Here is a 22,378-nt window from a genome sequence, read left to right on the forward strand (position 1 = left end):
AATAAATACTATCAATTTATGGGCGCTGGGAACTTATTTTTCATATGTTACAGTAAATATCAATTACCTCGGGAGGTGCCAATATGAAAAAGGCATTTCGTGCATTGTTTGTTTTATTATTCTTCTGGCTATCTCTCGGCTTGTACTTTACAAACCGGCTCATGTATATGAAAAAGAAGGATGAGGAATTAATCTTAAAACGGGAAAAGGAAGCCGGCCGGTATAATCCGGATGAATTTGAGTCCCTTCCAAAGCGGGAAGTGGACATTCCTTCTCCTTTTGGTTATCCAATCAAAGCCCTTTTGGTTGAACCACACCAGACCAATCGCTATATCATTATTTCTCATGGTGTGACCGAAACAAAAATCAATTCGATTAAATATGCGAATCTTTTCTTTGAGCGTGGCTTTAATGCGCTAATTTACGACCATCGTCGTCACGGGGAATCAGGCGGAAAAACAACCAGCTTTGGCCATTATGAAAAATTTGATTTAAAAACGGTTGTTGATTGGCTCAAAAAAGAAAAAGGACCTCATCTTGAACTAGGAATTCATGGTGAATCAATGGGGGCTGCTACTATGCTTTTATACGCTGGACTTTTGGAGGACGGCGCAGATTTTTACATTGCAGATTGCCCATTTTCTGATTTTAAAGAGCAGCTTGCCTACCTCATTAAAAAGGACTTCAAGCTCATTCCAGGTCTATTACTGCCCATCGGTGATGCCTTTTTACGCCTTCGTGATAAGTATTCGATTCGAAATGTTTCGCCCATTTCCGTCATTGAAAATATCAAGCATCCCGTTTTGTTCATTCACAGTCAAAAGGATGATTTTATTCTCCCTTCTATGACAAAAGATTTATTTGAGCAAAAAAAGGGACCTAAAATGCTCTTTATGGCTGCTAACGGCCGACATGCCCAGTCCTTTAATGAAAACCGTGCGGATTATGAACGCGTGATTGATGAATTTTTACAAAAATACGTTGATCGTGTATTACCTAGTTAAGAAAAGCGGAAGCGCCCGTTTAGCGACGTACACTAGTCGCTGGGCGCTCCTCTGTTTTATACATCTGTTATCCTGATGTCAGCAATTGCCTGAATGGGAATCCGGTGCATCTCTTTAAAGCGGTCTACCACATGAAGCCTTTGTGTTAGTTCATCCCAGTAATGAATTTTTCCAATTACGATTTCATAATTTCGGTTTCGATAATGGGTAATCGTAACAAACCGATCAAATTCAATTGCTTCGGATAAGATCTCGTTCATAAGCTCTAGCTGTTGTTCATCCATTTCCTTTTTCTGTTCGTATCGGTCTTCTTTTACCCAATCCCTGAGCATCTTCACATGTTCAGGAAGCATCATCGACGTCCATTTAATTCTCCCGCGGTCGCGAATCATCTGCATTTCCTTCTTTCATATTCAGAATCGATTATTACCTTTTATGTCCGCCAACAAGTGTCGCCCGGTGTTTAGCCGTTCCTGCCGCCGTATAAGAAACAGCCCGGAGTAGAGAGCCTGAACCAAAGCGCCTGCGGACGGAATCGACCACATAGCCTAGTTCTCTCCTCTTATAGGCACCCATGTCAAACAGATCAAGCTGAAGCTCTCGGTCATCAACAATATTGCTGATGGCAATTGAAATTTGCCGGACCGTCTTTCCAGTATAGTGCTCATGAAACAGCTCAAGACAAACACGGTAAAGCTCCATCGTCACATTTGTTGGCTGCTCGATGGTTCTAGAACGATGAAAACCGCCGCCAAATTCATCTTGGCTGTAACCGACTCCAAGACTAATCGTTCTTCCTGCCTTTCGATGTGTTCGTGCTCTTCGGGCAACTTCTTCGCACATTTCTAAAATAACCGCCTTAATTTCTTCTTCCTTTTTATAATCCCTTAGCAGAATTTGACTCTTTCCAAAGCTGATCTGTCCTTGGATAATTGGTGCCCCCAAATCGGAAAGATCCACCCCCCAAGCATGATAATAAAGCTGGTTTCCCATAATCCCAAATTTCTTTTCCAGCTTTTCTAAATCGTAGCGGGCTAACTGACCTACTGTAAAAATACCCATACCATTTAATGTTTTTTCGACACGCCTGCCAATTCCCCACATTTCTCGAAGGGGCGACACATTCCAAAGTTTTATCTGAACATCTTCATATGTCCATTCGGCAACTCCTTTTTTCTTGGCATCAAGGTCAAGGCAGAGCTTCGCTAATAACATATTGGGACCAATTCCCACTGCACATGGCAGTTGAAATTCCCGCTCAATATCACCCTTTATTTTTTTGGCAATCGTATGGGCATCGCCCCACAAATGAATGGCACCGTCTACTTTAATAAAACTTTCATCAACACTATAAACATGTATAGCTTCTTTTGGAACATAACGATTGAATACCCGGGTAATTTCTGTTGAAATGCGCAAATAGGTCGCCATTTTCGGCTCGACAACTTGAATCCTCGGATCATCGGGAATCTCAAACAGTCTTGAACCTGTTTTAATCCCAAATTCTTTTTTTAGACGTGGTGAGGCAGCAAGCACAACACTTCCCTGCCGTTCCTTGTTGCCAGCCACCGCTAAATAGCAATTCAAAGGGTCTAGTCCGAGGATGATAGCGGCACAGCTTGCATAAAAGCTCTTCATGTCCACACACAAAATTTGATTTTGCGGCAATGCGCTGTAGTCAATCATGACGTTCCCCCATTGTTTTTATCGAACGTTTGTTCTTTTTTATTATATTCACATTTTAAACGAATATACGTTCGTATTCAATGGTAATTTTTTGACACGTTTCCAACTGTAAAAAAGGATATAATGATGATGAGGTGTACATAGATGGAGAAAAAGCTTGTGGTCAAAATGATAAGAAATTGTTTTAAACAGTATGGTAATCCGGATTCCCTGCCAATTGGTGAGAAAGAGTTAGAGGAGCTGAATAGGCGAATTTTTAAAATAAAAGAAGAAGAACCTTCTGCGAATTTATATGATATTGTAAATGATATGGTGTATGAGTTTTTAACGGATTAATAAAAAAATTGAAGGAGGAATTAAGGATTCTTTTTCCGAAGGGTAGTTAGGATTACTACGATATTTGGGTTCTTTTATTTCTGAGGTTTAAGAAATTAGGATCTTGCTAGGCTCAGTACTTCCTTTTTTCATGTATTCAGTCGTTTAGGCACGCCATAAACTACCCGACACCCTCTTTTTTCTTGTGCTCGGTCGTTTAGAGTCGCCATAAACTACCCTACTCCTTCTCTTTTCTTATGTTCGGTCGTTTAGGCACGCCATAAACTACCCCACTCCTTCTTTTTCCTTGTGTTCGGTCGTTTAAGAATGCGATAAACTACCGAATTCCTTCTGTTTCCTCAAGTTCGGTCGATTACAAACACTCGATAACGGACTAGATCCCTGACACCATAAAAAAATCAGTCGTTTATAAACTCGACTGATTTTTTTCAGCTTCCTTAAATTCCCTTAAGAAAAAGCGCAAGCGCCCTGGTCAGCGGCGTATAGCCTCCTCGGAAAAGCTATCGCTTTTCCTTCGTGCGAAGTTAAGCTTCCAATGCTTACTCTTATAGAGCTGGACAATTCTCAAAGATTTTTATAATTTCTTAATTAAGAAACAAAGGGTCAGACCCCACAACCTCAGGCAAATCGCTGAACTTTTCGTAATAGGCGACTATTTTGAGTGTTAAACGTGAGGTCAGACCCTTTTGCACATCCACATAAATTTAAGAAAGAATTTCGCGTATATCCTCTTCCGTTAGGATAGAGTGACTTCTCTCCCCAGAATCAATAATCTCTTCGATCAAGTGTCTCTTTTTATCCTGTAACTCGCTCATTTTTTCTTCAATCGTTCCACGAGTAATAAGCTTAATCACTTGGACCACATTTTTTTGACCGATGCGATGTGCACGGTCAGCGGCCTGCTCCTCAACCGCTGGGTTCCACCAAATGTCATACATGATGACCGTATCCGCTCCAGTCAAATTGAGACCGGTCCCCCCAGCCTTCAACGAAATTAAGAAAAAGTCACGTTCCCCCTCATTATATCTATTGGAGATTTCCAAACGTTCTTCAGAAGGAGTTTGTCCATCCAAGTAGAAATAGGGAAGATCCTTCAATGCTAATTGTCTCCCAATCAGCTTAAGCATTTTCGTAAACTGAGAGAAAATGAGTACTCTTCGTCCAGAAAGTCTTGATTCCTCAACAATTCTCATTAGCATATCTAATTTGGCAGAGCTGCCTTTATACCCCTCGACAAATAGGCCGGGGTGACAGCAAATCTGCCGCAATCTTGTTAAGCCCGCGAGAATTTTGATCCGATTTTTTCGAATCGTATCCTTATCAAGGTGTCTAAAGGTATCCTCGCGCAGCTTAGCCAAATAAGCAGCATAGAGCTTCTTTTGATCAGGAAGCAATTCAGCAGTTTCCACAAACTCTAATTTTTCCGGAAGCTCAGAGGCCACATCCTCCTTCATTCTGCGCAGTAAAAAAGGCCGGACTCTCCGAGAAACTTTCTTCCTGGTAAGAGTGCTAAATTCTTTCAAACCCTTAAATAGTTCAGGAAAGACAACGTAAAAAATGGACCATAGCTCTTCAGACGCATTTTCTACCGGTGTTCCCGTAAGTGCAAATCGATAATGGGCAGAAAGTTTTTTTACGGTGCGAGCCGTCTGGGTAACCGGGTTCTTAAAGGCTTGCGCCTCATCAAAAAAGACCGTGTGAAATGTTTGCTTCTCATACCAGCTGCTGTCTCGTCTTAGTAAGGGATAGGAGGTGATAATGACATCCATTTCCACTTCCACGGCTTCCTTCAGTATGCGTGACCGTTCAGCCTGTTTACCATCGACAACCACAGCTTGAATTTGCGGGGCAAATTTCATGATTTCACTTAGCCAATTATACGATACGGAGGATGGGCAAACGATCAGAACCGGCTGTTTCTTTTCACGAATAACCGTCAGCTCTGACAAAATAAACGTAATACTTTGCAGTGTTTTCCCCAGTCCCATATCATCGGCAAGAATGCCGCCGAACCCATAATGGGCCAATGTCTTCATCCATTGGTACCCGCGTTTTTGATAGTCACGTAAAACGGACTCAAGACTCAATGGAACCGTGAACTTCAAACCCTCCGGATTACGAAGGTTTTCAAGGAATTGGCGAAATGAGTCCTCCGCTTTAAGCACAGAACTGTCATCCACCAAATCAAGCAGTGGAAGCCCCTGCAATATAGATAATTCAAAGCTGTTTTCCTGATCATTATTCTGCACTGGCACCGCCTTTAAAAAGCGTTGTATTTCTTCAAACTCCCTTGTCTCCAACGAGAGAAGTGCGCCATTTCGTAGACGATAATATTTTCGTTTCTCCTCCAGTGCACTTAGAACTTCTTTAATTTGCTGCATGGGGATGCCGTCCAGTTCAAATTTAAATTCCAGCCAATTGGTTCTTTCTTTTTTTATCCTCACACTCAATGCCGGCTTGGAATTTCCTCGAAAAATCCGATTTCGTACCGCTGTTGTCGCATAAATTTGGACAAGTTTTTGCAGTTTCGGAACAATATGGTAAAGAAATTCATATTCTAATTCCTCATTATGCAAAAAATAACCACCATCCGTCTTGGCAAAAGAACTTTCATCCATTAACTGAAGAATTTTTTGCTCCTTCTCTTCATCCCTAATAATTCGAGAACCTGCAAGAATGCTTTGGTCCTCCAAAGGATTGACAACAAAATTTTCATAGTGGAACTCCAGCCCTGCAAGGAGACGATTTTTCACCCGATCCAAGTATAGCTTGGCAATCAAGGGTGTTTTCATGAACTCCCTTGCCAGAGTTTCGGAAAATTGGACATGACCCAATTTTTTTAAACCCGGAACCACTTTGTCAAAAAAATATTGAATCTGTCCCAGTGGAATCAATATTTGGTTTGTTCCTGAAGCATCCAGCATTTGTTTAAGATCCGCCAAACGCCGCGCATCCTCACTGTTCATTCTGATTACTTTTCCAGCTGATAAAACGGAGTCATATACATCAAGACTAACCATATGGGATAACCCGTTTACCTTTAGTAAGTAGTTTTTACCCTCTGCCTCGCTAAAATCAAACTGTAATGGGGGCAGCTCGTCTGTTATTTGCAAACCATCATAGCTGCGGCCATCATATTCGAGTTTAACTAGTGGCATCCTATTCAATATAACTAGCAGCTGTTTCCAAGAAGACGGTGGAACAGGTATCAGCGCAGGGCTGCTACTGTCAAATGAGTCAGCCCCATCTTGGATGACTTGAATGAGTTGCTGAATCATGGAATCAGCATCTTTTTGGAAGCAGTGAAGGCTCGGATTATACAAAAGTGAAGTGGAAAGCTGGATGCAACGACCTTCGTTCACAGCCTCTAAAAAACTCCTGATAAATTTTATTTTGGTTTGTTCAATCACTAACTCAATGCCAAGTAAGGAGTGTTCTTCGATGAGAACTACCTTACAGTTAACCTCCACCGTAAGCATTTGTCTGTTTTCAAAATGAAGCTGATGACCACTTGACCGTTTAGGCTGATTATTGAAGATATTCAATAATCCTTGGGCCAAGTCCTTACGTTCCGCTGAGGGATCGCCCACAGGAATGATTCCCTTCCGTTGATAATCAGCCAATGCTAATAATACCGCGGCAATGTGCTGACAATCCTTTTGAAAGGAAGCGAGCTTCGGACAACTACATTTGGTTTGAAAGCTGCCAATTTCCCCTTCCTTTTCAATCACAACATGGAAATCTTCTGTTCCTGATACGGTTGCTTCACATCTGGTAGAACTATATTGTTCAAATGTTACTTTATTAGAACGATAGAAAGCATCGCCTCGCTTGAAGGAGACAGATCCGCACATTTCTTTAATTATTTTTTGAGTTACTTTTATATTCAAATCCCTGACTCCTTCCCCGAAGACAGTTCCCATCTAAACTGTAAAAATTCATAACGAATTATCCCATTATACCACTCTTTATCGTTATTTCTGATTGAGCATTTTTTTTCCAATCCGTTCAAACAGTCGTGGAAAAAGAACGTAAACCACGCTCCCCATATTCATCCAGCGCGGGAGGTTGATTTCTCTTGTTTTCGTCAGCATGCTGTCAACAACCTTTTGGGCTACATATTCCGGCTGCAGCATAAAGCGCTGGACATTTTTCACGTACGTCCCTTGTTCATCGGCAATGTTAAAGAAGTTAGTAGCAATCGGGCCAGGGTTTACCGATGTTACTTGTACATTGTAATCTGACAGCTCCATTCTTAATGCGTTCGTATAGCCGAGAACGGCATGCTTAGTGGCTGAATAAACACTAGATTTGGGTGTCGCCAGTTTCCCAGCTTGTGAAGCAATATTAATTATATGTCCAAACCGCCGAGCGCGCATTTTTGGTAAGACCATACTTGTGCACGCCATCAAGCCTACCACGTTGACATTAAACATCCCCTTGATTTCATCCATGGTTGCTTCATGGGCTTCACGGAAAACTCCATAGCCAGCATTATTGACAAGAATATCAATTTGACCTATTTTCTCAAAAATCAGTTCAAAAACCTCTTTCACTTTTGTGGTATCTGAAACATCGAGCTGAAACACATCAATCTTCACATGATTATTTTGCTGTAGGTCAGCTTTCAGCTGTTCAAGTTTATCAACGCTTCGAGCTAACAAAACAAGATTGGCACCACTAGCTGCACAAAGCTTGGCAATTTCCGCGCCAATTCCGCCGGAAGCACCGGTAATAACAATATTTTTATCTTTCAATTGTTCCCTAATCATGAATACACCTCATCAAAGTTATCCCATTCTACCAAAGCTTTGCTTGATAGAACACAGGCTTATTATTAATACTACTAATTTCTACGATAGGGAGTAAATAGTCAAGTTGGGCAACTGGTTCTGAGGCTTCAGACATTCTAGTAATTAGAACATTAAGTGTCTATTCCATTATTAATAAGAGTTTAGCGATTTCCGGTTCAATCGACATTATTTCCAAATTACTATTTAGAAAAAATAAAAAATTCATACAACTTATATCTTGACAGATAGATCCTTTTTCAAGCATAATCACTAATAAAAATTAATTTAATGAAGCGATGAGTAAGGCCAGTAAATGAGCAATGGTGATAGAGAGTGAAGTTCGCTAGGCTGAAAGACTTCACCACCCTCTTGATTATTGAACCTACCTTATGAGCACTTAGGAAAACCTAACGCATATCCGGCGATATCGGAGTCGAGTGAACCTTTTGTCATTCTATTGAACAAGGGGAAATGAAGGTGGTACCGCGGAAGCTAGACCTTTCGTCCTTTATGGATGAAGGGTCTTTTTGCATTTAAACGAAAAAGGAAATGTCTCATTAGGGTCTGCCTTCTGTTAAACGATCTAGATATGAGACAAAAAAAGGAGGAAGCGTAATGAGAAAAATAGCAATGATTGGTGCAGGTTCAATGGCAGAAGCAATCATTTCAGGTATTCTTGAAAATAATTTAATCGATAGAAAAAATGTTTGGGTGACCAATCATGGAAACCAGGAAAGATTAGCAAATCTTGAGAGTCGCTACGGGATTCAGGGTACGTATGATTTGAATGTGCTTTTTGATGGTGCAGATATTGTCATGCTTGCGATGAAACCAAAAGATGCGGCCACGGCGGTCGATTCTATTCGCGAACATTTAACCGAGCAGATGCTTATTGTTTCTGTTCTAGCAGGGATTTCGATAAATACGCTCGAAACATTAGCAAGAAACCCCCTCTCGATCGCAAGAGCGATGCCAAATACTTCTGCAGCAGTTGGTAAATCGGCCACTGCCATTGCTGTAAATGAACGGGTCTCTGAGGAACAATTAGAAACGACAAAAAAACTGTTTGGGTCAGTCGGATTAGCCAAATTTGTAGAGGAAGAGCAGTTAGATGCTGTGACAGGACTGTCTGGAAGCGGGCCTGCCTATATTTATTACTTGATCGAAGCGATGGAAAATAGTGCCGTCGAAATTGGACTCGAAAAGCAAATGGCAAAGGAACTCATTGTACAAACGCTAATTGGCGCAGCTGAGATGGTGAAAAACTCCTCCAAATCATCTGAGCAATTACGGCGGGAAGTGACAAGCCCTGGCGGAACAACGGAGGCGGGCATACGTGTTCTTGAGGAAAGCGGTGTGCAGCAAGCGTTTATCTCTTGTATTAAAGCAGCCACAGCCCAATCAATGAAAATGGGAGATGCCTTATGTACTGAACTTAAAGTCGGAAAAAACTCATAAAATAAAGGTCTGTTTGTCTCCGCTTACCTTACACTAAACATAAAGGTAGATCGTCATGAAAAAAACTCGGAAATAGACTTTTAAAAAGGGCTGGGAAAATGGAGACCATATTAACTATTCTATTCACTTTAGGCATTGTTGTTTGGATTATTTTTCTCCTTGATGCACTAATCGGTTTACGACATTTAGATTCCCTCGAAAAAGAAGAGGAACTAAAAACTGGACCAGTCTTGTCTGTTGTAGTAGCAGCTCGAAATGAAGAAAAGCAAATAAAGGAAAGTATCCAAAGTCAGTTGAAACAATCATATACCAACGTGGAATGGATCCTCGTTAATGATCGATCCAGCGATAAGACAGGATGGATAATGGATAATTTAGCAAAAGAAGACCGACGAATTAGGGTCATTCATGTTTCAGAATTACCAGAAGGCTGGCTTGGAAAGAATCATGCCCTATATAGAGGAACACTTGAAGCATCAGGAAAGTGGATTTTATTTACAGATGCCGATGTAAAATATGAACCAGAGGCCTTTGCAAAGGCCCTGCATTACTTTGAAAAACACCAACTGGACCATTTAACAGCTTCACCAAATTTAAATGCCAACTATTTTTGGCTCAAATCATTTGTTGCTTTCTTCCTGTTCGGATTTTCCTATTACAAGCGTCCTTGGATGGCCAACAATCCCAATTCGAAAATCGGAACAGGAATTGGGGCATTCAATCTTGTTTCTAAAGCGGCTTATGAATCGTTTGGCACCCATGAAAAACTAAAAATGAGGCCGGACGATGATTTGCAGCTGGGCATGAAAATGAAAAAAGCGGGCTATCGCCAAAGAATTGTGACAGCCCTCCGACTAATCGAAGTCGAATGGTATGGGAGCCTGAAAGAGGCCTTTGTAGGGCTTGAAAAAAATACGTTCGCTGGTCTTAATTATCGAATTAGTATGGTGTTTTTTTCCATCTTCGGGGTATTTGTAACCAATGTTCTTCCCTTCCTAACCATTTTCTCAGCAAACAAAACAATTGCCCTGCTAAGCCTTGGAAATATCGTTACCAGTGGCATTCTCTATTATGTAATCATCAAGCGGATGACTATTTTCTCACCTGTCTTGTTTTTTGTTTTTCCAATTACGGCTTTACTATTTATTTATTCAATAATACGAGCAAGCTTCCTCACCTTTAAACGGGGCGGAATTGTCTGGAGAGGCACCACCTACCGTCTAAGTGAGCTAAGAGACAAGGAATAGGGCATTTGCGATAATCTAGATTTAATTTGCGAATTTAAACTTTATATTTGCGAATTAAAAATGAACTAACGATTAAGTTATTTACTGAAGGTGCTTGTTCATTTAAGTGGTATATTTATTTCTTTAAAGTCCTCAGCGATGTCAGTATTCGAAAAAACTTCCTGTGCTTCAACTACTAGCTCTTGCCATGAATGCCGGTCGTAACGAGAACTTATGTGTGTCAGACATAACCGTTTACAACCTGCCTGTTTTGCAATATCTGCAGCCTGGTGGGTTGTGGAATGAAAATAATCGTAGGCAAGCCTTTCTTCTCCACTTGAAAAGGTGGCTTCATGGATTAAAAGATCTGCATCTTTTGCTAATAACCTTGCATTCTTACAGTATCGTGTATCACCTAGAATAGTGACAATTCTCCCTTTTTGTGAAGGACCCAGAAACGCGCCGGGCTCAATGGTTCTGCCATCTTCAAGTGTAACTGTTTCCCCATTTTTTATTTTTCTAAAGATAGGTCCCGGCTGTACTCCCGCTTCCTTCAATTTATCAGCAAGCAAGGTGCCCGGCCGATCCTTCTCTACAATCCGATAGCCGTAGGAAGGGATACCATGTTCAAGTAAGCGGGCTTCTACTGTGAACTGCTCATCTTCAAAAATAACCCCTTCATCGATTTCAGTGATGGTTAAAGGGTATTTTAAATAGGTCTGACTCAAAGAAAGACTAACCTGTATGTATTCTTTAATGCCTTTCGGTCCATAAATGGTTACCTCTGATTCGCCTCCTTGAAAGGAGCGGCTCGATAACAGACCCGGCAGCCCATAGATGTGGTCGCCATGTAGGTGGGTTACAAAAATTTTTTCGATCCGTCTCGGTTTGATGGATGTATGTAAAATCTGGTGCTGGGTGGCTTCGCCTGCATCAAATAGCCAAACAGCACCACGCTCTTCCAGCAGTTTGAGTGCGATAGAGGTTACATTCCGCAGCTTCGCCGGCATCCCCGCACCAGTCCCTAAGAAAAAAATATCCATTTGAAAGCTCCTCTCTTTACCGTTCATTCAATATGGTTAAATATATCACAAAATTTTTTGAATTACTCTAGTGCACGTTCTCTTAAACAAATATCGACAATTTTGGTACATGCAATTCAATATATTTGCGTAACCTAATAAAAACAGCTAAATTTAATACTTGGTATAACAAAAAACTACATATCCAACAGGCTATAAGAAAAGAGGTTACAAAACGTGGAGCAAAATATGACTTCATTGATTATGATATTTGGTGCAACTGGTGATTTGGCAAAACGAAAGCTGTTCCCCTCCCTTTACAGATTATTTTCGCGGAATAAATTAGAAAAATTTGCTGTCATTGGGGTTGCCAGAAGAACCCTTACAAATGATGAATTCCAACAATCCGTTAAGAGCTCAGTTATCTCCGCATTAGGTGAAAAAGACAATCTTGACGAGTTTGTTTCCCATTTTTATTATCAATCACATGATGTAGCGGATTCCAGCTCATACGTTTCATTGAGAAACTTTGCCAATCAAATCGATGAAAACTATAAGCTTGAAGGCAATCGAATTTTTTACTTAGCAATGGCACCTGAATTTTTTGGTCCAATTGCCCTGCATTTAAATGCTGATGGATTAACCGACGTAAAAGGCTATAAACGACTTGTCATTGAAAAACCATTCGGTCATGACTTAGAGTCTGCCAAGAAGTTAAATAAACAAATTAGAAGTGCCTTTTTGGAAAAAGAAGTATATCGAATTGACCACTATTTAGGGAAAGAAATGGTGCGTAATATCGAAGTTATTCGTTTTGCAAATGCCATTTTTGAACCGCTTTGGAATAATCGTTATATCTCAAATATCCAAATTACCTCTAGTGAAACATTGGGTGTGGAAGAGCGGGGACGCTATTATGAAACAAGCGGCGCTTTAAGAGATATGCTCCAGAATCACATGCTGCAAATGGTAGCTTTGTTGGCAATGGAACCTCCTATTAATTTGAGTACTGATGAAATTCGTTCAGAAAAGGTACGAGTGTTTCGAGCACTAAGAACGATTGAAGGAGAAGAAGTAAATCAATATTTTGTTCGCGGCCAGTATGATGAGGGAATTATCGACGAGAAACAAGTTCCAAAGTATCGAGAAGAAGCCATGGTAGACAATGAATCGAATACTGAAACGTTCGTGGCCGGAAAAATTATGATTGATAATTTCCGCTGGGCTGGTGTCCCTTTTTATATTCGGACAGGCAAACGGATGGCCGCTAAATCGACAAAAATTGTTGTTCAGTTCAAGGATATACCGATGAATTTATATTATCAAACCGAAAAAATGTTAAATCCAAACCTGCTCGTGATTCATATTCAACCAGAGGAAGGAATTACCCTGCATTTAAATGCCAAAAAAGCCGGGGGGCACTTAGATGCTCAAGAGGTGAAATTAAGTTTTGCAAATACAGGCATTCATACAATGAATACTCCCGAAGGCTATGAAAAGCTGCTTTATGACTGTATGCGCGGTGATGCCACCAATTTCACTCACTGGGATGAGGTAGCGTACTCTTGGGCGTTTGTAGATAAAATCTCGGAAGTATGGGAAAAAACAAAAGCAGACTTCCCTAATTATGCTTCAGGCTCTATGGGACCTAAGGAAGCAGATCAACTGTTAGAAAAAGACGGCAGATTCTGGTGGCCCGTATCCTATTTAGATGTGGATATTTGTAAATAAACGGAAAGAGAGGATGTCCTAAAAGGGTCTGACCCTTTGTTTTAGACATCCTCTTTTTTTGTTTTTTTATCAGGGAAAGAACGTAGAAAATCTTTATTAAAGCTTGTTCCTGTTCCAATTTTATGTGCGGGGTCTACATTATGTGTACCGGCACTTTCAATAATTGCTTTCCCATACTTTTCTCGAAGACTGGATAATGTCTTTAGTAACGGCTCCTTTTTGGCATCTTTTTCATAGGAAAATAAATCCAACTGCTTATATGCATGGTCCTGTTCCACTAAGTCATTCCCCGTAATCCCCAACAATCTGACAGGATCGCCATTCCATGCATGCAGGAAAAGCTGCTTGGCAAACGAAGCCACATCCTCTTGCTGACTAATCGGATTCGGAAGTTTCTTACTTCTTGTTATCGTCTTACGATCTTTATAACGTATCGTGATACCTAGAGTTGATGTTAGAACATTTTTTCGCTTTAACCTTACTGAAACTGTTTCAGCCAACGCTTCCAGTACATGAAACAATTCTTGTTGATTGCTAATATCTCGAGGCAAGGTGGTGGAGTTCCCGATACTCTTAAAATCCGAAACCGATTCCGGATTAACCGAGCGGTTGTCAATTCCATTTGCTCGCTCTTTGATCCGAATTCCATTGATCCCCAGCAGGGTTTTAAGCTGAATGTCATTTCCTTTTGCTAAATCACCTATCGTTTGTATACCAATGGTAGTTAGCTTTTCTGCGGTCTTATTGCCGACCCCATGCATCTCATTTGTGTTTAAGGGCCAAAGCACTTTCGGAATATCACGCTTTCTTAGTATCGTAATTCCCATTGGTTTTTTCATATCGGAGGCCATTTTCGCCAAAAATTTATTAGGGGCAATACCAATACTGCAAGGTAAATCAAGCTGTTTGAGAACCCTGTTTTGGATGCTTTCAGCAATTTCAATGGGGCTGCCAAATTCAAAGCTTTCTGTTATGTCCATATAACCTTCATCGATGGAAACGGGCTCTACAAGCTCTGTATAGTCACGAAGGAGCTCAAACATGCCCATTGATGCAGTACGGTACCGCTCAAAATTGGGCTTCATGACAATTAACTGTGGACAAAGCTTTCTAGCTTCCCACAGTGGCATAGTTGTTCTTACGCCATATTTTCTTGCCTCATAGCTGCAGGTAACAATAATGCCTCGCCGTTCCTCTACATTTCCTGCTATTGCGAGCGGCTTTCCCTTAAGCGTGGGATCATAGGCCATTTCGACAGATGCATAAAAGCTATTCATATCAACATGTAAAATGACTCGTCCGTTTTTCGGATACATTTCCTTCATGCCGAACACACCCTTAGACGATTTATACTTTAAGTATAGCAAAAGGAGAACCAAATGGCTCTCCTTTGATTAGGTTACTGATTTGTTACTTCATCGATAATTGCAATGGTCATTTCTGCTAGCTTATACAACTCTTCAACAGGCATGCGCTCGTTCGTTGTGTGGATCTCTTCATATCCAACAGCAAGATTTACGGTTGGAATATTAAAGCCATTAAATACGTTCGCATCACTTCCGCCGCCGCTTTGTTGAAGCTCACAGCTGCGGCCAATTTTTGCAGCAGCTTTGCGAGCAACTTCCACAACATGGTCGCCTTCGCTAAATTTAAAGCCTGGATACATTACTTCGACATTAACTTCCGCTCTTCCGCCCATTTCAGATGCAACCGTTTCAAATGCTTCTTTCATTTTCTTAACTTGTGCTTCCATTTTTTCAGGGATAAGCGAACGTGCCTCCGCTAAGATATCCACTCGGTCACAAACGATATTGGTAGCCTTCCCGCCTTCAAAACGGCCAATATTGGCAGTGGTTTCATGGTCAATTCTTCCTAACGGCATTTTCGCAATCGATTTAGCGGCAATCGTGATGGCAGAAACTCCTTTTTCAGGTGCCACACCCGCATGAGCTGTCTTTCCATAAATAATGGCTTGCACTTTAGCTTGTGTAGGTGCTGCCACAACAACATTGCCGACTAAACCATCACTATCAAGCGCATAACCATATTTTGCCTTCAACAAGGAAGGATCGATTGCCTTTGCACCAAGTAAGCCAGATTCTTCGCCAACAGAGACAACAAATTGAATCAAGCCATGTGGAAGATTTTGCTCTTTGAGAAGTCGGATTGTTTCAAGCATAACAGAGATGCCCGTTTTATCATCTGCTCCTAAGATCGTCGTGCCATCGGTAACCACATAGCCATCTTTAATGGATGGCTTAACCCCTTTAGCAGGTGTAACGGTATCCATATGACAAGAAAAATAAATAGGATCTACTCCCTCTTTTGTTGCAGGAAGAGTGCAAACTAAGTTACCTGCTCCATGGCCTGTAACAGCCGTTGTATCGTCTTCAAAAACCTCTAGACCTAAATCAGAAAATTTTTGTTTTAATACCTTTGCAATTTCATTCTCAAATTTTGTTTCGGAGTCAATTTGTACAAGTTCTAAAAACTCATTCAAAAGACGTTCTTGATTAACCATTTGTTGACCCTCCAATTTATGTACTCACTATCTCAGTATACCTCTTCCTAACTTAAATCATCAAATGAAAGAGATATTCGCTAATTATAGTGGGATATTTCCATGCTTTTTGTAGGGTCTGGACTCTTTTTTATTCCTTAGCATTTCCAACGCTTGAATAATTTTTATTCTTGTTTCGCGCGGATCGATAACATCATCGACCATACCTCTGCTTGCAGCAACATAGGGATTGGCAAATTTTTCACGATATTCTTCAATTTTTTGTTGTCTTAACAGCTCAGGGTTATCACTCTTGTTTATTTCCTTTGCAAAAATAATATTAGCAGCCCCTTGTGGGCCCATTACAGCAATTTCAGCATTTGGCCAGGCAAATACCAAGTCAGCCCCAATCGACTTACTATTTAACGCCACATAGGCTCCCCCATAGGCCTTTCTTAAGATCACAGTCAGTTTCGGCACGGTTGCTTCAGAATAGGCAAATAAAATTTTTGCCCCGTGGCGAATAATTCCCCCGTGCTCTTGTTTCACACCCGGAAAGAAACCGGTTACATCTTCAAACGTAATAATTGGTATATTAAAAGAATCGCAGGTTCGAATAAATCTGGCCGCCTTATCGGATGAATCGATATCCAAGCCGCCCGCCATCACCTTTGGCTGATTGCAGACAAGCCCTACGGTTTCACCTTTAATACGGGCAAATCCAACTACGATATTTTTGGCAAAGTTCTTTTGAATCTCCATGAAGGAATCCTCATCTGCTACCTGTTCGATTACTTTGCGGACATCATAAGGCCGCACGGCATCAAAGGGAATTACATCGGTTAAATCCGGGCGATAATCAAAGTCATCCTTCACCTCAAGTTTGGGTGGCTTTTCTTCATTATTTTGCGGAAGATAGCTTAACAGCCGGCGAACATTTTGCAAAACCTCACTTTCAGATTCTGCTTGAAAATGAGCATTACCACTAATGGAATTATGAACATTCGCTCCGCCAAGGTCCTCCGCAGAAATTTTCTCTCCTGTTACTGTTTCGATTACTTTTGGGCCGGTAATAAACATTTGACTTGTTTTTTCAACCATAAACACAAAATCAGTAATGGCGGGTGAATAAACAGCTCCGCCAGCACATGGACCCAAAATTACCGAGATTTGCGGAATGACTCCAGAGTAAATGGCATTCCGATAAAAGATATGGCCATATCCATCGAGGGATACGACACCCTCTTGAATCCGCGCCCCGCCAGAATCATTAAGACCAACAAATGGAGTACCATTTTTGGCAGCTAAATCCATAACAGTGGCTATTTTTTTCGCATGCATTTCTCCTAATGCACCGCCAAAAACAGTAAAGTCCTGAGAAAATAAATAAATAGGCCGGCCATTTACTTTTCCGAAACCAGTCACCACCCCGTCCCCAGGTCCTTTTTGCTCATCAAGACCAAAGTCATTCGTCCTGTGTTCAATGAATGGATTTAATTCCACAAATGTTCCTTTGTCTACTAACAGTTCGATCCTTTCCCTTGCAGTCAACTTCCCTTTTTCATGCTGAGTATCGATTCGCTCGTCCCCACCACCCAGCTCGACCTCTCGGCGCCTATCATATAGCTCATTAATTTTTTCATAGATATCTATCATATACCCCTTCACCCTTTCTTCTCACAAAGCTCGTATAATACTCCTTTTGCTGATTTTGGATGCATAAATGCTATATTTGCTCCACCTGCACCAGGTCTTGACTGCTCATCAATCATTTGAATCCCGTATTCTTTCATTTCGGTAATTCGCGCTGCAATTGATTCAACTCCAAGTGCGACATGGTGAACCCCCTCACCGCGTTTTTCGATAAATTTAGCAATTGAACTTTCCTCTGATGTCGGTTCCAGCAGCTCGATCTTTGTTTCACCGGCTTGTAGAAAGGCAACTTTGACTTTTTGACTATCCACCACTTCTAGCCCCAATAAAGGCAGCTTTAATACATCCGTATAAAATGGAAGTGTATTCGCAAGGGATTTCACGGCAATTCCAATATGATCGACTTTTTTAATCATGCATACCCCTCTGTTCTAATATTTAAATTAATCAGACAATAACAATATTCGCTAAAAAATTCATAAATCCTTCCCAAATTTGCTAAGTAGTTCCGTTGTCCATTTTCCCAATTCCCTGTACAATATAAATAAGCATTAAAAGCTTAAGGGAGGTACCCATATTGAGAAAAAAGAAAACCAGAAAAATTATTGTTTATTTAATGCTTTTTGCTATGCTTGCCTCAACCCTGTTAATCGGAATAGGTACATTTTTGTCATAAGAAAAGCGGAAGCGCCCTGGTCAGCGGCGTATGGCCTGGAGCGCTCCAACTGAGATAAAGGAAACACGAAGAGCTGGAGGCGATTCGATGTTGACTTATCGTAGGGCGGAGAGCGAAGGACACTAGCCGCTAGGGCGCTGGAGCTGGACAATTTTCGAAGCCAAAACTTATAAATTCACATAAAAAGGGACTGTTCGAATGAACGGCACCCCAAACTTGTTAAACATCACTAACAAGCTGGGGGCCAGTTCACAATCGAAACAGTCCCTTTTCCTTTATTCAATTGCTCCGTTTTCTTGTGCCAACTCCTCAAATGACTTTTTTGAAGTAATGACTAGTATTTTTGTTCCTAAAGGAATTAATGGAAAGAGCGAGGAAACAACCTCATTTTGGGTGCGGATACAGCCCTGGGACACATATTTCCCGATCGAAGCTGGCTGATTTGTTCCATGAAGGCCATAGGTTCGGCCATCTGTTCCCCTTGCATCAAAACCAATCCATCTAGCCCCAAGTGGATTTTTTGGGTCTCCGCCAGGAATATTTCCTTTTCGAAAATATGGATCTTTTGCCTTAACCGTAATCGTAAAGAGGCCTTCTGGGGTTAGCTCCTGTGTCTTTCCCGTCCCGACACTAACAATCGTTTGAACTTTATTTTCAGCAATTAAAGCCAATTCATTTTTACTTTTGTTAACAATAACAAACGGGTCACCCGGAATAGGATTTGGCCCTAGCGGCCAAAGAGGCGATAGAAAAAAAGTAATCAGGATAGGCGATAAAATATTTATCAAAACATCCACCTGCCTTTTTTTCCCTAGTTTGCTTCAATTCGTTTCCTTTCATTCACGTTCTGATTATTCACTTTAAAAGAACTTTTTATAATTAGATATTCGTTTAATTCATTTACTAATTGTAAAAGAGCGGCCCGTGTTTCAAATTCTTCTCTTGTTTTGGGCAGGTCCATTTCTTCAAATTCCTTTTTCATTCCTCTTAATTTATTAATATATATATGAGCTGTGTTCCCTGGGTGAATATGTTCAGAAAGTTCCTCAAGGAAAGCGGCCACCATTTTCCCCTGCTTCACCGTGCTTGTTAACGAAGTGACAATTGGTAAAACTCGTTCCAAAATTTCAAATTGTTTCTCTCTCATTTTAAAATAATGAAAGTACATATTCTCATCTCTTAATATGCGATTCTCGACATCCCTTAGGGCCAGCAATTTTGCCTCCTCCAGCAAACGTGCACTTTCCGTTATTTCTTTTCCATCCCAAAGGCTTTCCCCTGTTCTTAAGTAACGTACCATCTCACAGAAAATGATTTTAAAATCCCCCTCGATTTTCCGTTGATAGTCCTTAAGTTTTTGATCAACGCTAGGCATATAAAGATTAATGAGGAGAGCGACACCAATCCCCACTGTAATAACCCCAAGCTCATTAAAAAAAATAGCCCATGAAATGCTGTGAGCCATAAAAATATGTAAAATAATCACACTGCTTGTCACAACACCATCTTTAGCCTTAAGCATCATTATAGTAGGAATAAAAAAGAATAGCATTAAACCAATAACTATGGGGTGGTAACCAATGCCCTCGAAAAAGATGGCAGAAAATGGCATAGCTAAAACACAAGCCAAAAATCGATCCCAAGCTGTCCGAAGCGATTTTCTTTTTGTTACTTGAATGCATAGAATGGTTAATATTCCCGCAGAAGCAAAATTGTAGAGCCCAAGTTTTTGAGCAATGAAGATGGAAAGGGCAGTCCCAACAGCCGTTTTAATAGTCCGATATCCAATCGAAAATTTCATAATAGTTCTCCTTCAAAAATAAAAAGATGATCATCATGACCATCTTTAGGATATCGTTATTATAACATTTTTTCCAGGAATTCCTGTGCCCGCTGACTCTTCGGATTTGTAAAAAATTCGCTTGGCGAAGCATCCTCCAGTAACACACCACCATCAAGAAATAGGACACGGTCAGCCACTTCACGAGCAAAGCCCATTTCATGTGTCACGATCGCCATCGTCATACCGGTATGGGCTAAAGATTTCATTACCTCTAGTACTTCTTTTACCATTTCTGGATCGAGCGCGGATGTTGGTTCATCAAAGAGCATAACCTCAGGCTCCATCGCTAAGGCTCTCGCAATGGCTACCCGTTGTTTTTGTCCCCCTGATAATCTTGTAGGGTATTCAGCTGCTTTTTCTGATAAGCCTACTTGTTCTAACAGCCCATAAGCAATTTTTTCTGCTTGTTCTTTAGATAACCCTTTTACCTTCATAGGTGCATAGGTAAGGTTTTGCAACACGGTTTTATGCGGGAATAAATGAAAATGTTGAAAAACCATCCCAACATTTTGCCGTACCTTCAGGATATTAGTTTTCTTATCCGTCACATCTTGGTCACCAATCCAGACATTTCCGCTTGTTGGTTCTTCAAGCAAATTCAAACAACGTAAAAAAGTTGATTTCCCTGACCCTGATGGGCCGATAATCGCCACAACTTCCCCGGTTTGAATGTTGGTGGTAATTCCTTTTAAAACTTCTAGCTGACCATAATTTTTATATAAATTATCTACTTTAATCACTGCGTCTCATTCTCCCTTCAAGCGCTTTTCCTAAGAAGGTCAAGATTATAACCATTAAGTAATAAATGACTCCGGCAATTAATAAAGGTTCAAAGAAAGAGTAATTTTCTGCTCCCACCTGATAGGACCGTCGCATAATATCCATCACTCCGATGGTTGTGACAATTGCTGATTCTTTTGTTAGAGTGATAAATTCATTCATTAGGGCCGGAAGGATATTTTTTAGGGCTTGCGGAAGAATGATATCCCACATCATTTTTCCATATGGCACACCTAATGCCATCGCAGCTTCTTGCTGACCTTTATCGACGGCAAGAATCCCTGCACGAATGATTTCTGAAATATAGGCACCGGAATTTAGACCGAAGGATAATATGGCCGCTGTATATGGCTCAATTTGATAGCCAATAATTTGTGGAGACCCGTAATAAATCAACATCAATTGCAATACTAATGGTGTACCGCGAAAAATCGAGGTATAGAAATCTGCAATCCAGTTAAGAATTTTTACGGAGCTAATTTTAAATAAAGATAAGATTACTCCAAGTACAAACCCTAAAATGGCTGCTATTATTACAATCTGAAGGGTAACTAAAATGCCTCTTAAAATATATGGCATGGAGGGAATGAATTGAGTAAAATCTAAGTTCATTCATCTTCCGTCCTTTCTATATTAATTATTATCAATTGAATAAAAATGGTAGAGACGTTCAGCATTGAACGTCTCTAGTATATTTCAGCTTATTTTTCCCCGCCAAACCATTTTACAACCAATTTATCCATCTCGCCGTTTTCTTTGATTTTCTTTAACTCTTTGTTAAATTCAGCTGTTAAATCACTGTTTTTTGGGAATGCAATAGCGGAGCCTGCTTCTTCAGGATTATCACTTATAGTAAATCCTTGAAAATCTGTTTCTTTCTCCATATACCCCTTGGCCACAGTGTCTTCAATAATTGCTGCATCGAAACGACCATTTTTAATTTCTTGGATGATGTCTGGAATACGATTACGATTTTCAATTTTAATTGGAACTTTTTTATTAATCTCTTTTGCTTGTCCTTCTTGAATGGAACCAAGTTGGACCCCAACTGTTTTTCCTTTTAAATCTTCGATGGTTTTAATGCCGCTTTCCTTTTTAGAAACAATTAAGTGATGGGCAGTATAATAAATATCACTAAAGTCTACATTTTTCTTTCTTTTTTCTGTTGGCGTCATACCAGCTAATACAAAATCGGCTTGTCCTGATTTAAGTGATTGAATGAGACCGCTAAAATCCATATCTTTTACTTTCACTTCGTATCCTAAATTGTTAGCAATTGTCTTTGCTAAATCCACATCAAAGCCGATAATCTCATCACTTTTTCCAGTTTCAACATATTCAAATGGAGGATAATCGGCTGAAGTTGCCATCACGAGTACCTTCTTATCTCCGCTTTTCTTACTTTCTTTTTCTGTTGACCCACAGGCTGCAAGTAAAACGATCGACATAATCATGGTTAAAAATATTAGTAGTCCTTTTTTCATTTGTTTTCCTCCTATAACTTTACTGAAAATTAGTGTTATTCATACTTTTTATTTCCAACAGTTGCATTCCACTAATTCCCAAGATTAGTAGTTCATTTAATTAATATTTATTCAACGTAATGAATTTTAACACAAACCAATAATTATGCAAATATATTTTTAAAAATTCGTCAATGTTTTTTTTAA

General features: G+C 40.3%; 20 protein-coding genes. 6 read left to right on the top strand and 14 right to left on the bottom strand.

Annotation, left to right across the window (positions count from 1 at the left end):
* Window positions 1–83: 83 nt before the first annotated feature.
* The gene (locus AC3ANL_RS17625) at window positions 84–1,004 is read left to right on the top strand and encodes an alpha/beta hydrolase (protein WP_488325701.1); all 921 of its coding nucleotides are present in this window, start codon (window positions 84–86) and stop codon (window positions 1,002–1,004) included.
* A gap of 56 nt (window positions 1,005–1,060) precedes the next feature.
* Here the strand turns inward: AC3ANL_RS17625 and AC3ANL_RS17630 are convergent, their stop codons facing one another.
* Window positions 1,061–1,396: a YolD-like family protein gene (locus AC3ANL_RS17630; RefSeq protein WP_488325702.1), complete on the bottom strand. Its 336-nt coding sequence runs from the start codon at window positions 1,394–1,396 to the stop codon at window positions 1,061–1,063.
* Between the two features lie 34 nt (window positions 1,397–1,430).
* Window positions 1,431–2,690: a Y-family DNA polymerase gene (locus AC3ANL_RS17635; RefSeq protein WP_488325703.1), complete on the bottom strand. Its 1,260-nt coding sequence runs from the start codon at window positions 2,688–2,690 to the stop codon at window positions 1,431–1,433.
* A gap of 144 nt (window positions 2,691–2,834) precedes the next feature.
* On the opposite strand from AC3ANL_RS17635, the gene AC3ANL_RS17640 reads away from it, so the two are divergent.
* Entirely contained in the window at window positions 2,835–3,026 is a 192-nt protein-coding gene (locus AC3ANL_RS17640) for a YqzH family protein (RefSeq protein ID WP_488325704.1), read from the top strand.
* Window positions 3,027–3,730: 704 nt separating this feature from the next.
* On the opposite strand, the gene AC3ANL_RS17645 is transcribed toward AC3ANL_RS17640, so the two are convergent.
* Window positions 3,731–6,916 (bottom strand): DEAD/DEAH box helicase, encoded by a 3,186-nt coding sequence (locus AC3ANL_RS17645; RefSeq protein ID WP_488325705.1) that lies wholly within the window; start codon window positions 6,914–6,916, stop codon window positions 3,731–3,733.
* An 84-nt stretch (window positions 6,917–7,000) separates the two neighbouring features.
* Entirely contained in the window at window positions 7,001–7,798 is a 798-nt protein-coding gene (locus AC3ANL_RS17650) for an SDR family NAD(P)-dependent oxidoreductase (protein WP_488325706.1), read from the bottom strand.
* Window positions 7,799–8,434: 636 nt separating this feature from the next.
* Between AC3ANL_RS17650 and proC the strand changes: the two genes are divergently transcribed.
* Both proC and AC3ANL_RS17660 read left to right on the top strand, forming a co-directional pair.
* On the top strand, window positions 8,435–9,277 hold the full coding sequence (proC, locus tag AC3ANL_RS17655) for a pyrroline-5-carboxylate reductase (RefSeq protein ID WP_488325707.1): 843 nt from the start codon (window positions 8,435–8,437) through the stop codon (window positions 9,275–9,277).
* A 98-nt stretch (window positions 9,278–9,375) separates the two neighbouring features.
* On the top strand, window positions 9,376–10,524 hold the full coding sequence (locus AC3ANL_RS17660) for a glycosyltransferase family 2 protein (RefSeq protein ID WP_488325708.1): 1,149 nt from the start codon (window positions 9,376–9,378) through the stop codon (window positions 10,522–10,524).
* A gap of 98 nt (window positions 10,525–10,622) precedes the next feature.
* On the opposite strand, the gene rnz is transcribed toward AC3ANL_RS17660, so the two are convergent.
* Window positions 10,623–11,546 (bottom strand): ribonuclease Z, encoded by a 924-nt coding sequence (gene rnz / locus AC3ANL_RS17665; protein WP_488325709.1) that lies wholly within the window; start codon window positions 11,544–11,546, stop codon window positions 10,623–10,625.
* A 243-nt stretch (window positions 11,547–11,789) separates the two neighbouring features.
* On the opposite strand from rnz, the gene zwf reads away from it, so the two are divergent.
* Window positions 11,790–13,256, top strand: coding sequence for a glucose-6-phosphate dehydrogenase (gene zwf / locus AC3ANL_RS17670; protein ID WP_488329767.1), 1,467 nt, complete (start codon window positions 11,790–11,792; stop codon window positions 13,254–13,256).
* A gap of 41 nt (window positions 13,257–13,297) precedes the next feature.
* On the opposite strand, the gene AC3ANL_RS17675 is transcribed toward zwf, so the two are convergent.
* The 4 genes from AC3ANL_RS17675 to mce form a co-directional block, all read right to left on the bottom strand.
* Complete coding sequence (locus AC3ANL_RS17675) at window positions 13,298–14,581, bottom strand: DNA polymerase IV (protein WP_488325710.1); 1,284 nt, start codon at window positions 14,579–14,581, stop codon at window positions 13,298–13,300.
* A gap of 74 nt (window positions 14,582–14,655) precedes the next feature.
* Window positions 14,656–15,777 (bottom strand): tripeptidase T, encoded by a 1,122-nt coding sequence (locus tag AC3ANL_RS17680; RefSeq protein WP_488325711.1) that lies wholly within the window; start codon window positions 15,775–15,777, stop codon window positions 14,656–14,658.
* Window positions 15,778–15,861: 84 nt separating this feature from the next.
* Window positions 15,862–17,412, bottom strand: coding sequence for an acyl-CoA carboxylase subunit beta (locus tag AC3ANL_RS17685; protein ID WP_488325712.1), 1,551 nt, complete (start codon window positions 17,410–17,412; stop codon window positions 15,862–15,864).
* A gap of 8 nt (window positions 17,413–17,420) precedes the next feature.
* Window positions 17,421–17,825, bottom strand: coding sequence for a methylmalonyl-CoA epimerase (mce, locus tag AC3ANL_RS17690; RefSeq protein WP_488325713.1), 405 nt, complete (start codon window positions 17,823–17,825; stop codon window positions 17,421–17,423).
* Between the two features lie 200 nt (window positions 17,826–18,025).
* Between mce and AC3ANL_RS17695 the strand changes: the two genes are divergently transcribed.
* Window positions 18,026–18,085, top strand: coding sequence for a hypothetical protein (locus AC3ANL_RS17695; RefSeq protein WP_488329768.1), 60 nt, complete (start codon window positions 18,026–18,028; stop codon window positions 18,083–18,085).
* 275 nt (window positions 18,086–18,360) lie between these two features.
* On the opposite strand, the gene AC3ANL_RS17700 is transcribed toward AC3ANL_RS17695, so the two are convergent.
* The 5 genes from AC3ANL_RS17700 to AC3ANL_RS17720 all read right to left on the bottom strand — a co-directional run bounded on the left by AC3ANL_RS17700 (window position 18,361) and on the right by AC3ANL_RS17720 (window position 22,192).
* A complete protein-coding gene (locus tag AC3ANL_RS17700; protein ID WP_488325714.1) occupies window positions 18,361–18,873 on the bottom strand; it encodes a L,D-transpeptidase in 513 nt (170 codons plus the stop codon).
* A gap of 23 nt (window positions 18,874–18,896) precedes the next feature.
* On the bottom strand, window positions 18,897–19,886 hold the full coding sequence (locus tag AC3ANL_RS17705; protein ID WP_488325715.1) for an aromatic acid exporter family protein: 990 nt from the start codon (window positions 19,884–19,886) through the stop codon (window positions 18,897–18,899).
* A gap of 59 nt (window positions 19,887–19,945) precedes the next feature.
* Window positions 19,946–20,668, bottom strand: coding sequence for an amino acid ABC transporter ATP-binding protein (locus tag AC3ANL_RS17710; protein ID WP_488325716.1), 723 nt, complete (start codon window positions 20,666–20,668; stop codon window positions 19,946–19,948).
* Window positions 20,661–21,320, bottom strand: coding sequence for an amino acid ABC transporter permease (locus tag AC3ANL_RS17715; protein ID WP_488325717.1), 660 nt, complete (start codon window positions 21,318–21,320; stop codon window positions 20,661–20,663). Before AC3ANL_RS17715 ends, AC3ANL_RS17710 begins: the two co-directional genes overlap by 8 nt.
* Window positions 21,321–21,409: 89 nt before the next feature.
* Window positions 21,410–22,192: a transporter substrate-binding domain-containing protein gene (locus AC3ANL_RS17720; RefSeq protein WP_488325718.1), complete on the bottom strand. Its 783-nt coding sequence runs from the start codon at window positions 22,190–22,192 to the stop codon at window positions 21,410–21,412.
* Window positions 22,193–22,378: the final 186 nt, after the last annotated feature.

It is taken from the genome of Neobacillus sp. DHD-1R (genome assembly GCF_057747995.1).